This window comes from Caenimonas aquaedulcis, from assembly GCF_015831345.1.
Classification (GTDB): domain Bacteria; phylum Pseudomonadota; class Gammaproteobacteria; order Burkholderiales; family Burkholderiaceae_C; genus Ramlibacter; species Ramlibacter aquaedulcis.
On the sequence record NZ_JADWYS010000001.1, the window covers coordinates 1,162,932 to 1,176,287 of the forward strand.

At 67.3% G+C, this 13,356-nt stretch carries 13 protein-coding genes; 4 read left to right on the plus strand and 9 right to left on the minus strand.

What is annotated here, in order from left to right; translation table 11 throughout:
- Positions 1-26: 26 nt before the first annotated feature.
- The 6 genes from I5803_RS05550 to I5803_RS05575 form a co-directional block, all read right to left on the minus strand.
- Entirely contained in the window at positions 27-1,094 is a 1,068-nt protein-coding gene (locus tag I5803_RS05550) for a branched-chain amino acid ABC transporter permease (RefSeq protein ID WP_196985394.1), read from the minus strand.
- 11 nt (positions 1,095-1,105) lie between these two features.
- Positions 1,106-2,086: a branched-chain amino acid ABC transporter permease gene (locus I5803_RS05555; protein WP_196985395.1), complete on the minus strand. Its 981-nt coding sequence runs from the start codon at positions 2,084-2,086 to the stop codon at positions 1,106-1,108.
- On the minus strand, positions 2,083-2,808 hold the full coding sequence (locus I5803_RS05560) for an ABC transporter ATP-binding protein (RefSeq protein ID WP_196985396.1): 726 nt from the start codon (positions 2,806-2,808) through the stop codon (positions 2,083-2,085). Before I5803_RS05560 ends, I5803_RS05555 begins: the two co-directional genes overlap by 4 nt.
- The gene (locus tag I5803_RS05565) at positions 2,805-3,575 is read right to left on the minus strand and encodes an ABC transporter ATP-binding protein (protein WP_196985397.1); all 771 of its coding nucleotides are present in this window, start codon (positions 3,573-3,575) and stop codon (positions 2,805-2,807) included. The genes I5803_RS05560 and I5803_RS05565 overlap by 4 nt, the downstream gene beginning before the upstream one ends.
- A gap of 104 nt (positions 3,576-3,679) precedes the next feature.
- Positions 3,680-4,879: a substrate-binding domain-containing protein gene (locus tag I5803_RS05570; protein ID WP_196985398.1), complete on the minus strand. Its 1,200-nt coding sequence runs from the start codon at positions 4,877-4,879 to the stop codon at positions 3,680-3,682.
- Positions 4,880-5,023: 144 nt separating this feature from the next.
- Positions 5,024-6,508, minus strand: a complete 1,485-nt coding sequence (locus tag I5803_RS05575) for a sigma-54 interaction domain-containing protein (RefSeq protein WP_196985399.1) — start codon at positions 6,506-6,508, stop codon at positions 5,024-5,026.
- A gap of 135 nt (positions 6,509-6,643) precedes the next feature.
- Here I5803_RS05575 and I5803_RS05580 point away from each other — a divergent pair, with 135 nt between their 5' ends.
- Entirely contained in the window at positions 6,644-7,603 is a 960-nt protein-coding gene (locus I5803_RS05580; protein ID WP_196985400.1) for a tripartite tricarboxylate transporter substrate binding protein, read from the plus strand.
- A gap of 7 nt (positions 7,604-7,610) precedes the next feature.
- On the opposite strand, the gene I5803_RS05585 is transcribed toward I5803_RS05580, so the two are convergent.
- From I5803_RS05585 to I5803_RS05595, 3 genes are all read right to left on the minus strand, one after another.
- Positions 7,611-9,122 (minus strand): tripartite tricarboxylate transporter permease, encoded by a 1,512-nt coding sequence (locus I5803_RS05585; RefSeq protein WP_196985401.1) that lies wholly within the window; start codon positions 9,120-9,122, stop codon positions 7,611-7,613.
- A gap of 1 nt (position 9,123) precedes the next feature.
- Positions 9,124-9,639 (minus strand): tripartite tricarboxylate transporter TctB family protein, encoded by a 516-nt coding sequence (locus I5803_RS05590; protein WP_196985402.1) that lies wholly within the window; start codon positions 9,637-9,639, stop codon positions 9,124-9,126.
- A 79-nt stretch (positions 9,640-9,718) separates the two neighbouring features.
- Positions 9,719-10,678: a Bug family tripartite tricarboxylate transporter substrate binding protein gene (locus I5803_RS05595; RefSeq protein WP_196985403.1), complete on the minus strand. Its 960-nt coding sequence runs from the start codon at positions 10,676-10,678 to the stop codon at positions 9,719-9,721.
- 127 nt (positions 10,679-10,805) lie between these two features.
- Between I5803_RS05595 and I5803_RS05600 the strand changes: the two genes are divergently transcribed.
- From I5803_RS05600 to I5803_RS05610, 3 genes are read left to right on the plus strand one after another with little or no spacing between them, the layout of a single operon-like run.
- A complete protein-coding gene (locus tag I5803_RS05600) occupies positions 10,806-11,477 on the plus strand; it encodes a response regulator transcription factor (RefSeq protein ID WP_196985404.1) in 672 nt (223 codons plus the stop codon).
- The gene (locus tag I5803_RS05605; protein WP_196985405.1) at positions 11,474-12,892 is read left to right on the plus strand and encodes a sensor histidine kinase; all 1,419 of its coding nucleotides are present in this window, start codon (positions 11,474-11,476) and stop codon (positions 12,890-12,892) included. The genes I5803_RS05600 and I5803_RS05605 overlap by 4 nt, the downstream gene beginning before the upstream one ends.
- Entirely contained in the window at positions 12,892-13,317 is a 426-nt protein-coding gene (locus I5803_RS05610; protein ID WP_196985406.1) for an RNA-binding S4 domain-containing protein, read from the plus strand. The genes I5803_RS05605 and I5803_RS05610 overlap by 1 nt, the downstream gene beginning before the upstream one ends.
- Positions 13,318-13,356: the final 39 nt, after the last annotated feature.

Sequence of the window (13,356 nt, forward strand, 5' to 3'; positions counted from 1 at the left end):
TCCTGGTTGTGACATCGAATCCGGCGTCAGGCGGAGGCGCGCATCGCGCGCAGCCGCCCGACGATTCCCGTGGGAAAGTAGTAAACCGACAGGACGAACAGCAGGCCGAGCCACAGCAGCCAGCGGTCCGGCGACAGCAGTGCCGACAGCCAGGGCAGGCCGGAGGCCGCATCGCTCGCGAGCTTGAGCAGATCCTGCAGGTAGCTTTGCGCGACGAGGAACAGCGCCGCGCCGATCGCCGCGCCGTAGATCGTCCCCATGCCGCCGATGACGACGATGAGCAGGACATCCAGCATGATCTCGAAGGACAGCGAGGTCTCGGGCCCGTTGTAGCGCAGCCAGATCGCGAGCATCGCGCCCGCGAGCGTCGCGAAAAGCGCCGACAGGATGCTCGACATCGTGCGGTAGACGACCACGCGATAACCGATCGCCTCCGCGCGGAACTCGTTCTCGCGGATGGCCTGCAGCACGCGGCCGAAGGGGGAGTTGACGATTCGCAGCAGCGCCAGCAGCAACAGCAGCGAGAGCGCGAACAGCAGGTAGTAGCAGATCAGCCGTCCGTCCAGCGAGGCGCCCAGGAAAGGCGTTTCGGACCACTGGAAGCCCGGCGAGAGCACTTCCGGCATCTTGAACGTGAGGCCGTCCTCGCCGCCGGTGATGTCCGAGAGCTGCGATGCGAGCGTCTGGAAGGCCGACGCGACGGCGAGCGTGATCATCGAAAAGAAGATCGCGCGCACGCGCAGCGAAAACAGCCCGACTGCGAGCGCCAGCACGAAGGAGAGCGCCAGCGCGACGACGACACCCACGACGATGGCGGACCAGCCCGGCCCCATGCGGGTGGAGGCGATGGCGACGCCGTAGGCGCCGATGCCGAAGAACATCGTGTGCGCGAAGCTCACGATGCCGGTATAGCCGAGCAGCAGGTCGAAGCTGGCGACCAGCACGACGAAGACCAGCACCTTCGCGGCCACGTTCAGCGCCTTCACGCCCGGGAAGATGAAGGGCGTGAACGCCAGCGCCAGCAGGATGGCGACGAGCAGCACGGCCAGCACGCGGTTGCGCGGGTAGTCGTTGGAGAGGATTCGAGCGAGCATGTTCGTCCCCCTCACTTGCTCAACGCGTAGACGCCCTGCGGGCGCCACAGCAGGATGGCCATCATCAACGCGATGTTGGAGAAGAGCGCCGCCTTCGGCACGAGGAAGCCCGTGTAGTTCGCCATGAGTCCCACCAGCAGCGCGCCGATCAGCGCACCGGTCGTCGAGCCGAGCCCGCCGATGATGAGCACGATGAAGATCAGCACGTTGACCTGCGCGCCCATCTGCGGCGTCACGTTCTGCTGGTACAGCCCCCACATGACGCCGCCGAGCCCCGCGAGCGCGCTGCCCACGACGAACACGCCGATGAAGAGGACCTTGATGCGGTAGCCGAGCGATTCGACCATCTCGCGGTCCTGCACGCCGGCGCGGATCAACAGGCCGATCTTGGTGCGGGTCAGCACCCACAGCAGCACGGAGAACACCAGGGCCCCGACGACCACCGCGATCAGGCGGTACTTCTCGATGCCCGCATCGCCGAGCAGCAGCGTGCCGCGCATGCCTTCGGGCAGCGGCAGCGGGATCTGCAGCGGGCCCCAGATGACCTTGATCAGCTCCTCGCCGATGATCATCCCGCCCATGGTGATGAGGATCTGCTTGAGGTGGTTGCCGTAGACGGGCCGCACGATGAAGCGTTCGAAGGCCAGGCCGACGGCGCCCGCGACGAGCATCGCCACCACCATCGCGGGCAGGACGGCGAGCATGTTCATCCAGAGGCTTTCTGACGAGGTGTAGTCGCCCATCGAGCCGAGGACACTCGTTGCGACGAATGCACCGAGCGCAATGAACACGCCGTGGCCGAAATTCAGCACGTCCATCAGGCCGAACACCAGCGTGAGGCCCGAGGCGATGATGAAGATGATCATCCCCATCGCGAGCCCCGCGACGGTCAGGGTGACCCAGGTCGAGCCCGAGCCGATGAAGGGAAACACGAGGATCGCCAGCAGCGGCACGAGCGCCATCGGCTTCCAGTCGAAATCGAACTTGTTCATATCGCCAGCCCCAGCAGCGAGTGCTGCAAGTTCTCGTCTTCGGCGAGCTCCTTCATCGAGCCCGAATGAACGACGACACCGTTGTCCATCACCGCGACCGTGTCGCCCAGGCGCTTCGCGAAATTGATGTTCTGCTCCACCAGCAGGATCGTCACGCCGCTCGCCTTGAGCTGCGCGAACGCATCGATCATGTTGTTGATGATCGCGGGCGCGAGGCCCTTGCTCGGCTCGTCGACGATCAGGAGCTCGCGCGGCTCGACGATCGCGCGGGAGACCGCCAGCATCTGCTTTTGACCGCCCGACAGCTTGCCGGCCGGATGGTTCCAGAACTTCTCGACCGCGGGGAAGAGGGAAAAGATCCACTTCAGCCGCGTATCGTCCATCTGCCCGGCATGCTTCGCGCCACGGGCCGCGAGCAGCATGTTCTCCCTCACCGTGAGGTCGGAGAAGATACCCATGTTCTCCGGCACGTAGGCGACGTTCATCGACGCGATCTGCGGCGTCGCGAGCGCCGTGATGTCCGTGCCGTTGAATTCGATGCGCCCCTGCGACGCCTTCCACAGGCCCATGATGGTGCGCAGCGTCGTCGTCTTGCCGGCGCCGTTGCGGCCCAGCAGCATGGTGAGCTGGCCGCGCGGGACCGTAAGGTCCACGCCGTGCAGGATGTGGTACGCCCCGATGTGCGTGTGCACGCCCTTCAGCGTGAGGAGGTCCTTGCTCATGCCGCCTCCTTCGCGATGCCCAGGTAGGCTTCCTGCACGATGGGCGATGCGATCACTGTCGCCGGGTCGCCGTCCGCCACGAGCGTGCCGTTGTGCAGCACGATGATGCGGTCGGCGAGCTCGCGCACGACGTCCATCTTGTGCTCCACCAGCAGGATGGTCTTGGTCGGGTCCTGCTTCAACTTGCGGATCAGGTTCAGGATGACGGGCGCTTCCGCCGCGTTCATGCCCGCGGTCGGCTCGTCGAACATGAACACCTTCGACTCCAGCGCCATGAGCAGCGCGACTTCCAGCTTGCGCTGGTCGCCGTGCGGCAGGTTCGCAACCAGCTCATTTTCCTTGTCCGCCATGTTCACCTCGTTCAACACCTCGTCCGCGCGCTGCATCAGCGCGCGGTGGTCGCTCCAGATGCTCCACAGGTTCAAGCCCCGGCGGTGCGCGCCATCGCGCGCCGCCTGCACGGCGAGCCGCACGTTCTCCAGCACGGAGAGACGCGGGAACAGGTTGGTGAGCTGGAACGCCCGGCCGAGCCCCGCGCGCGTGCGCTGCGAGGGCGACAGGCCGGATAGGTCGCGCCCGTCGAGCGTGACCTGCCCCGCGCTCGCCTTGAGCTGGCCGGAGATGAGGTTGAAATAGGTGGTCTTTCCCGCGCCGTTCGGGCCCACGATGGCGGTCAGCGTCCCCGGCTCGAAAGCGCAGGTCACGGCGTTGACCGCCACGTGGCCGCCGAAGCGGATGGTCAGGTCCTTGGTGGCAAGCAGGCTCATGTTCTGGAAAGTTGGCAAAAACAATCCGTCCCCCTTGTCTCCGGGGGTCCTCGAGTCGACGAAACAAAAAGAGGGGCGGCCGCCCCTATGGAAGCGGCTCGCGCCTAGCGCTTGTTGCGGATCGGCACGTCCATGTCGGACGGCTTGATTTCCTTCACCAGGTGAAGGTCGGGCATCGCGCCGGGGCGCGCGCCCGGGGCCACGCGGAAGTGGTACATCGACTGCATCGCCTGGTGGTCTTCCTTGCGGAAGGTCATCGTGCCCTTGGGCGTGTCGAAGCTCATGCCTTCCATGGCCGAGATCAGCTTGTCCGTGCCCGTGTCGCCATTGGTCTTCTTGAGCGCGGCCACCAGCGCCATCGCGGCCGAGAAGCCGCCGGCCGTGAAGAAGTCCGGCGGGCTCTTGAAGCGCGTGTAGTGGTTGGTGACGAGCCAGAGGTTCGCCTGGTTCTTGGAGAAGCCGAAGTAGTAGTAGCTCGCGCCTTCCATGCCCGGGAAGTTGTTGTACGGCACCATGGCCGGCAGGATGTTGCCGCCCGTCGCCACCTCGATGTTGTAGCGCTTCTTCAGGTCCATGTCCGCGAGCTTGGCGAACGGCGGCACGGCGCCGGCCCAGATCACGAAGATCACCTTGCGGCCGGGCTCGTTCTTCATCCTGTCGATGATGCGCTGCACGCCGGCGGTGAAGTCCGTCGTGTTCTGCGGCAGGTATTCCTCGTGGACGACCTTGGACTTCTTGATCGCATCCTTGAACGCCTTCACGCCGTCGCGGCCGAAGGCGTAGTCCTGGGCCAGCGTCGCGATGGCGGTACCGGGCTGGTCCACGGTCACGGCGTTGGAGATCGCGTCCTGCGAGCTGCTGCGGCCGGTGCGGAAGATGTACTTGTTCCACTTCTCGCCGGTGATCGAATCGGCCACGGCGGGCTCGACCAGCAGGATCTTCTTGTATTCCTCGGCGACCGGCAGCATCGCGAGCGCGACGCCGGAGGACGTCGGGCCGATGGCGAGGTCGACCTTGTCGTCGCCGTAGGAAGCCGCCAGCAGCGACTTGCCGAGGTCGGGCTTGCCCTGGTCGTCCTTCTCGATCACGGTGATCTTGCGGCCGTTGACGGTCATGGTGCCGCCGGTGGCGTATTCGAGCCCCATCATCAGGCCGGTGGCGGTCTGCTTGCCGTAGGCCTCGAGCGGGCCGGTGCGGCTGTAGATGTGGGCGATCCTGATTTCCTTGCCTTGGCCGAAGGCTTGGGGAAGTGCGAAAGCGGATGCGGCAAGCGCGGCCAAAGCCACCCAGGTGCGACGGTGCATCGTTGTCTCCTTATTGTTGAACTGCAAAACTGGCACCAACCCAATGCATGAGCCGTGCCAAAGTGGGGCGCGTTGATTTACAAGGGTTTTTTCGAACCCTCACGCTAGTTTGCCTGAAATTCAGACAACCGATTCTGCCTGATTTCAAGACACTGCCTGAAATTCGGACATCTGATCCAGCCGCTCATAGAGCTTGGCGCGCGAGATCCCGAGCAGCTTGGCGGCCGCGAGCTTGTTGTTTCCAGTCGCAGCCATTGCCGACGCGATCGCCTGCCGCTCGAGCTCCGCCACCTGCTGCGCGAGGGGCCTCAGCACGGACGCGGGCGAGCGCTCCGCGGGCTCGGCGAGCTGCAGCGGCGGCGCGATCCTGCGGACGCCGGATTCACGCAACACCTCCTCCAGATCGGCGACGTCGATGCGCTGGGAGTCGCTGCGCATCGCGGCCTGCTCCAGCACATTTCGCAATTCGCGGATGTTCCCGCGCCAGTTCTGCGCGGCCAGCAAGGCGAGCGCATCCGGCCCGACTTCGGGCGGCGCCGTTCCGCTGCGCAGGGCCATGTCCTCCGTGAGCACCTCCACCAGCGCGGGAATGTCGGTGCGGCGCTCGCGCAGCGCGGGCACGCGGATCGGCAGCACGTTCAGGCGATAGAACAGGTCTTCGCGGAATTTGCCTTCGCGCACCAGCGTGGCAAGGTCGCGCGAGGTTGCGGCGATGACGCGCGCATCGAAGGGGATCAGCTTGTTCGAGCCCAGCGGCTCGATCTCGCCTTCCTGCAGCGCGCGCAGGAGCTTGGGCTGCAGGCTGGGCGGCATGTCGCCGATCTCGTCGAGGAACAGCGTCCCGCCATCGGCCAGCTTGAACTTGCCATCGCGCCCCTTGCGATCCGCGCCGGTGAACGCGCCCGGTGCCACGCCGAAGAACTCGGCCTCGAGCAGTGTGTCGGGCACCGCGGCGATGTTCACGCTGATCAGCGGGCCCGCGGCGCGCGCCGAGGCCGCGTGGATCGCATGCGCGAGCAGTTCCTTGCCGGTGCCGGTTTCGCCGAGCAGCAGCACGGGGCTGGAGGACAAGGCGGCCCGCCGCGCCTGTCGCTTGACCTCCACGGCGGCCGCGCTGCCGCCGACGAAGCTCGCGAGCGTGTACTTGTTGCGCCGCTGCGTCGCGAGCTCGCGGCGCGCATCGTCCAGGTCGCGCTGCAGGTTCGCGAACTTGTGGATCAGCGGTTGGAGCGTCGTCTCCGGATGGTCGAACAGGACGATGCCGATCGCGCCGATCAACTCCCCGCTCTTGTCGTCGCGCAGCGGAATGCGGCTCACCACGAAGGTGCCCGCGCGGTTCGTGAGCAGGTCGATGAGCACGGGCTTGCCCGTGTCGAGCACGCGGCGCATCTGCGTGTTGGGGACGACGTCTTCCACCATGTGGCCCAGGAACTGATCGACCGACGAGAAGCCGAGCGCCGGCAGGAAGCGCTTGTAGCCTTCGTTCAGCCAGACGATGCGCCCGGTGCGGTCCACGAGGAACATGCCCTGGCTGATGTCGGAGAACAGGTGGAACATCGAACGCGCGGCGAGCTCCAGGATGCCCTGGCCGTCCAGGGGCAGGCTGTGCGCGGGTGTCGATGCGGTCATCGGGCGATCCTACCGTGCGGGTGCCGCCGCGGATGCGGGTTTGTCCCGATCTTCGCCGGGCCCGTTGACAGGGGATCGACAGTCGGCGGCACGACCATGGTCCTCCACCAGTTTTTTTATCGTGAGGAGACTCCTATGCGTCGAAATGAATTCCTGAAGTCCATCGCCGCGCTGGCCGCGGCCGGTGCGCTGCCCTCGGCGGCCCGCGCCGCGCCCGTGCTGAAGATGATGATTCCCGCCAACCCCGGCGGCGGCTGGGACACCACGGGCCGCGCCTTCGGCCGCTCGCTGGTCGATTCGAAGGCATTCGACTCGGTCCAGTACGACAACAAGGGCGGCGCCGCCGGCATCATCGGGCTCGCGCAGTTCGTCAATGCGGCGAAGGGCGACCCCCACGCCGCCATGATGATGGGCGCAGTGATGCTGGGCGGCATCATCACGGGCAAGCCGCCCGTTCAGCTGTCGCAGTGCACGCCGATCGCGCGGCTCACGAGCGAATACAACGTCTTCGTCGTGCCGGCCGCCTCGCCCTTCAAAACCATGAAGGACGTCGTCGCGCAGTTGAAGAAGGACCCGGGCAGCGTGAAATGGGGCGGCGGCTCGCGCGGCTCGACCGAGCACATCGCGGCGTGCATGCTGGCACGCGGCATCGGCGTCGATCCGAAGAAAGTGAACTACGTCGCCTTCCGGGGCGGCGGCGAGGCGGTCGCCGCGATTCTGGGCAACAACGTCACCGTGGGCGGCAGCGGCTACAGCGAATTCGCGGAGTACATCGAAGCCGGCAAGATGCGCCCGATCGCCGTCACCTCGCAAAAGCGCCTGCCCGGCATCGCCATCCCGACGATGAAGGAACAGGGCTACGACGTGGTGCTGGGCAACTGGCGCGGCATCTACGGCGCCCCGGGCATCTCGGCCGCGGAACGCGACGCGCTGACCCAGGCCGTGATCGCCGCCACGAAAACGAAGTCGTGGACCGAGGCCCTGGCCAAGAACGGCTGGACCCCTGCCCTGCTCACGGGCCGGGAATTCGACGAATTCGTGGAATACGAATTCTCCAGCCTGCGCGCGATCATGTACCTGTCCGGGATGGTCTGACCCGCGGTTACTCGAGCAGCGCCTTCGCGGCGCGCTCGGCCCGCGCCTTCGCGACGCGCGGCACGATCAGCACGGCAAGGATCAGCACGATCAGCGTGACGGACATCGGCCGCTGCAGGAAGATCATGCCGCTGCCCTCCCCGATGGACACCGCGTTGCGCATCTGCGCTTCGGCGAGCGGCCCGAGGATCATCCCCACCACCACGGGCGCGGTCGGGAAGTCGAAGCGCCGCATCAGGATGCCGATGAGGCCGATGCCATAGAGCAGCACCAGGTCGAACGCGCTCTGGCGCATGCCGTAGGCACCCACCGTCGCGAAGATCAGGATGCCGGCGTAGAGCTGCGGCTTGGGGATCTTCAGCAGCTTCACCCACAGGCCCACCATCGGCAGGTTGAGGATCAGCAGCATGACGTTGCCGATGTAGAGCGATGCGATCAACGCCCAGACCAGCGCCGCGGAGGTCGTGAAGAGCTGCGGGCCGGGCTGGATGCCGTAGTTCTGGAAGGCGCCCAGCAGGATCGCGGTGGTGTTGGAGGTCGGGATGCCCAGCGTCAGCAGCGGAATGAGCGCGGTGGTGACCGTGGCGTTGTTCGCGGCTTCCGGGGCCGCCACGCCCTCGATCGCGCCCTTCGTTCCGAACTCCGCCTTGTGCTCGCCCTTCGCGAGCTTCTTCTCGACGGCGTAACTCAGGAAGGTCGGGATCTCGGTGCCGCCCGCGGGGATGCAGCCGAAGGGCGCGCCGATCGCGGTGCCGCGCAGCCATGCCGGGATGGATCGCTTCCAGTCGAGCTTGGTCATGTAGACCTTGCTCATCTTGTTCTGCGTCTCCGCCACCCGTCCTTCGTACAAGGCCGCGTACAGCACTTCCGCGACGGCGAACAGGCCCACCGCCACCAGCACGATCTCGATGCCGTCCAGCAGTTCGGGCACACCGAGCGTGTAGCGCGCCTGGCCTGAAATCTGGTCGAGCCCGACGAGGCCCACGGCCAGCCCGATGAACAGCGAGGTCATGCCGCGCAGCGCGCTCGCGCCGAGCACGGCACTCACGGTGGTGAACGCGAGGACCATGAGCAGGAAGTATTCCGGCGGGCCCAGCTTGACCGCGAACTCCGCGACGTACGGCGCGAAGAGCGTGACGATGATGGTGGCGATGGTGCCGGCGACGAACGAGCCGATGGCCGACGTGGCGAGCGCCGCGCCCGCGCGCCCGCTCTTGGCCATCTTGTTGCCCTCCAGCGCGGTCACCATGCTCGCGGTTTCCCCCGGCGTGTTCAGCAGGATGGAGGTGGTCGAGCCGCCGTACATCGCGCCGTAGTAGATGCCCGCGAAGAAAATCATCGAGGCCGTGACGTCGACCTTCGCGGTGATGGGCAGCAGCATCGCGACGGCGACGGCGGGGCCGATGCCCGGCAGCACGCCCACGGCCGTGCCGAGGACGCAGCCCACCAGGGCCCAGAGCAGGTTGACGGGCGTGATCGCCGTGGCGAACCCGTGCATCAGTGCATTGAGGATGTCCATGTCAGATCCAGCCGGTGGAAGTGAGGCCCGGCAGGTTGATGGCCAGGAATTGCGTGAAGGCCCAGAACACCGGCGCCGAAATCGCGAGGCCGGTCCCCAGGTCGATGAGCAGCGTGCGCGGACGCCCGGCGTCCTGCCCGGCCGCGCGGCGCAGGCCCTGCACCGCCAGCATGTAGCACAGCGCGCAACTCAGGATGAAGCCGATCGTGGTGATGAGCGCCGCATTGGCGAGCAGCCCGGCGGACACCCATGCGAAGGCCACCCAGTCGCCCTGGGGCGCGCCGGAAGGCTCGGCCATGTTGCGAAAGCCGCCTGTGCGCGCCTCGCGAATGATCATGACGCCGCAGAGGGCGAGCACGCCCGCCACCAGCCACGGCAGGAAGTTGGGGCCGATGCCGCCGTAGCCGGCGGCCGAAGGAATGGAGATCGCGCCGCCCGCGAGGGCCAGGCCGATCAGGAGGATGCCCGCGCCGACCAGCGTCTGAAGGCGTACTGCTTGGGGTGTTGGAGTTGTCATCGCAGTCCTGCTTTCCAGGGGTTACAGAAAAACGCCCGGCACTCGGTCCGGGCGTCGCGTGGGGTGGAGGCCCCGGGGATCAGATCATTCCGGACTTCACCATCGTAGCGCGCAAGCTGGCGAATTCGTCGTCCACGAACTTGTCGAACGCGGGGCCTGTCATGACCGCCGGCGTCCAGTCGTTCTTCTCGAGCGATTCCTGCCAGGACTTGGTCTTGAGCGCGGCCAGCACGGCGTCGGTCAGGTGCTTGCGCTGCTCGGCGGTGATCCCGGGGGCGCCGTAGACACCGCGCCAGTTGCCGATCTCCACGTCGATGCCCTGCTCCTTGAGCGTCGGCACGTCGATGCCCTTCAGGCGCTGCGCCGAGGTGACGGCGATCGCGCGCATCTTGCCGGCCTTGATGTACTCCGCGAACTCGCTGTAGCCGCTGCCGCCCACCGTGACGTTGCCGCCCAGGATGGCCGCCGTGGCCTCGCCGCCGCCGCGGAACGCGACATAGTTGATCTTGGACGGGTCCGCGCCGACGCGCTGGGCAATCATCGCCGCGGCAATGTGCTCGGTGGAGCCGCGCGAGCCGCCGCCCCACTTGACGCTGCCCGGGTCCTTCTTGAGCTGCGCGACCACGTCGGCCATCGTCTTGAAGGGCGAGTTGGCCGGCAGCACGAACACGTTGTATTCGCTCGTGAGGCGCGCGATCGGCGTGCAGGTCTTCAGGTCCACCGGCGGCTTGCCGGTGATGATGCCGCCTAGCATGACGGCGCCCATGACCATCATCGCGTTCGGGTCGCCCTTGGAGCCGGGGACGAACTGCGCGAGGCCCAGCGCGCCGGCGGCGCCGCCCTTGTTCTCGTAGACCACGCTGTCGGCGCTCTTGGCCTCCAGCATCGCCTTGCCGAGCGCGCGCCCGGTGGTGTCCCAGCCGCCGCCCGGGTTGGCAGGAATCATCATCTTGATGGTGTTGGCCGCGCGGGCGGACAACGGCAGGGCGCCGGCAGCCGCGAGCGCGGCCATCGACTTGAGGAACATATCGCGACGCATCACGTCTCCTTGGTTTTTGACAACACCGGGAATCATGCGCTGACTCGCTGTCATTCGGCTGTCCGCGGCATTGGGGAAAGTACTGACCGGGCACTGGCGGCAGCGCTCGGCTAACCTCGGCGCACCGATGAAATTGCTCCTGGTCGAGGACGACCCTTCCATGCAGGCCACCCTGCAGCGCGCGCTCGGGCGCCGCGGCTTCGAGGTCACCGCCTGCGGCGACGGACGCGAAGCGCTGCAGCGCTGGTCCGCGGCCGCGCCCGACGTGGTGCTGCTCGACCTCACCCTGCCGGGCATGGACGGCCTGGACGTGCTGGAGTCGGCGCGCAAGGCGGGCTCCCGCACTCCCGTGCTCATCCTCACAGCGCGGGGAACGGTGGGCGACCGCGTGATCGGCCTGAACAGCGGAGCGGACGACTATCTCGCCAAGCCCTTCGACCTCGACGAGCTCGAGGCCAGGCTGCGGGCCCTGCTGCGGCGCGCGCCCGCCGCCACGCCCGAGGGATCGATGCAGCTCGGCGCGCTGCGCTGGGAGCGCAGCAGCGGCGCGATCTACCTCGGCAAGGATGTACTGGAACTCACGCCGCGCGAGCTGGCGCTCATGCAGGCGCTGATGGCCAAGCCCGGCCACGCGGTGAGCAAGGAGCGATTGTTCGAACTGGTCTTTCCCGGCGAGGCCGATGTCCACTACGAAGCCGTCGAAGTCGTCGTCTACCGCCTGCGCAAGAAGCTCGCGGGCACGGGCACCACGCTGATGACCCTGCGCGGCCTGGGCTACCTCCTCAAGGCCCAGGGATGAGCGAGACGAGCCGGCGCCGGTCGCTCCGCCGCAACCTGCTGCTGGGCATCCTCGTGCCCGTCGGCCTGTTCATCCTGGTGAATGCGTTCAGCCTCTACCACCAGACGCTGCAGGCGGTGAACACGGCCTACGACCGGACCTTGCTCGCCTCCACCAAATCCATCGGGGAACTGCTGGAAGTGCACGGGTTCGACGAAGCGGCGCAGCTTCGCGTGACGGTCCCCTATGCCGCGCTGGAGGCCTTCGAGGCGGACAACCAGAGCCGCATGTTCTACCGGGTGTCCACGCGCGACGGGCGGATCGTGTCGGGCTTCGACGAGCTGCCGTTCTGGCGGGGCACCCTCCCCACGCACAACACCTATGCGGCGCTGGTGGACTTCTATGACGACGTGTTCCGCGGCGAGCCGGTGCGCGTGGCGGTGCTGCTGCAGCCCGTCGCCGGCCAGGACGGCCGCGGCATGGCGGTGATCCAGGTGGCCGAGACGCTCGAGCTGCGCCACACGCTCACCCGCAAGATCCTGGTCGATACGCTGTGGCGGCAGGCGGTGCTGGTCGCGGTCATCGCGGCGGTCGCGGTGCTCGTCGTGCAGCGCGCGACCCGCCCGGTGCGCCGCCTGAGCGCGCAGATGGAGCAGCGGCCCGAGGGCGACCTGACGCCGATCGAGGCGCCGGACGCGCCCCGCGAGCTGCTGCCCCTGGTGCACGCGACCAACCAGGTGATGTCGCGGCTCTCGCACCTGCTGGAGAACCAGAAACGCTTCGTGCGCGACACCGCCCACCAGCTGCGCACGCCGCTCGCGGTGCTGAAGACGCAGGTGCAGTCCGCGCTGCACGGCGACATCGAGCCGCGCCAGGCGCTCACGGAGATCAACGAAACCGTGGACCGCGCCACGACGCTCGCCAACCAGATGCTGTCGCTCGCCAAGGTCGAGCAGCTGCGGCAGCAGCCCGACGAATCGCTCAACGACTTCGCGGAGATCGTTCGCTCCGTGGCGTTGGAGCTCTCTCCGCTGATCGCCGACAAGGACCTCGACTTCGAGATCCACACCACGCCCGCGCCGATGCGCTGCCACGAATGGATGCTGCGCGAGCTCACGCGCAACCTGCTGCACAACGCGATCAAGCACTCGCCGCCGGGCCGGCCGCTCGCCGTGCGGGTCGTCGCGGACGCCAACAGCTCGGCATTGACCATCTCCGACAGCGGGCCGGGCATCCCGGCTGAGCTGCGCGCGCGACTGTTCCAGCCCTTCTCGCCGGGCAATGTCCGCAGCGGATCCGGGCTAGGCCTGGCGATTTGCAGCGAGATCGTGCGGGCGCTCGGCGGGACGGTACAACTCGAAAATCGTGAAACACATGGCCGCATCGAAGGCCTGGACGCCACCGTGCGGCTGCCGCTGGCGCAAAATCCCGCGTGATGGACAGATTGCGAATCGACAAATGGTTGTGGGCGGCGCGCTTCTACAAGACGCGCACGCTCGCCAGCGAGGAAATCGTCAAGGGCCGCGTCGAAGTCAATGGCGCGGAGGTGAAGCCGGCGCGCGAAGTGAAGGTCGGCGACACGGTGGCGCTGCGCCACGGCAACGTGAGCCGCACCGTGACGGTCAAGGGGCTGTCGGGCACGCGCGGCCCGGCGCCCACCGCCCAACAGCTCTATGAGGAAACCGCCGACAGCGTCGCCGCGCGCGAGCGGGCGGCCGAGCAGCGGCGCATCGCCCCGGAGCCCGCGCACTCGATCGAGCAGGGGCGCCCCACGAAGCGCGGACGCCGCGACCTCGACCAGGTGCAGCGCGGCTGGGGCGACCGCTGGAGCGCGTCGGTGGACGACAAGCCGGACGATTGAGCGGGCTGGCACGTTGGGTGCTTGGGGCTTTCACTAGGC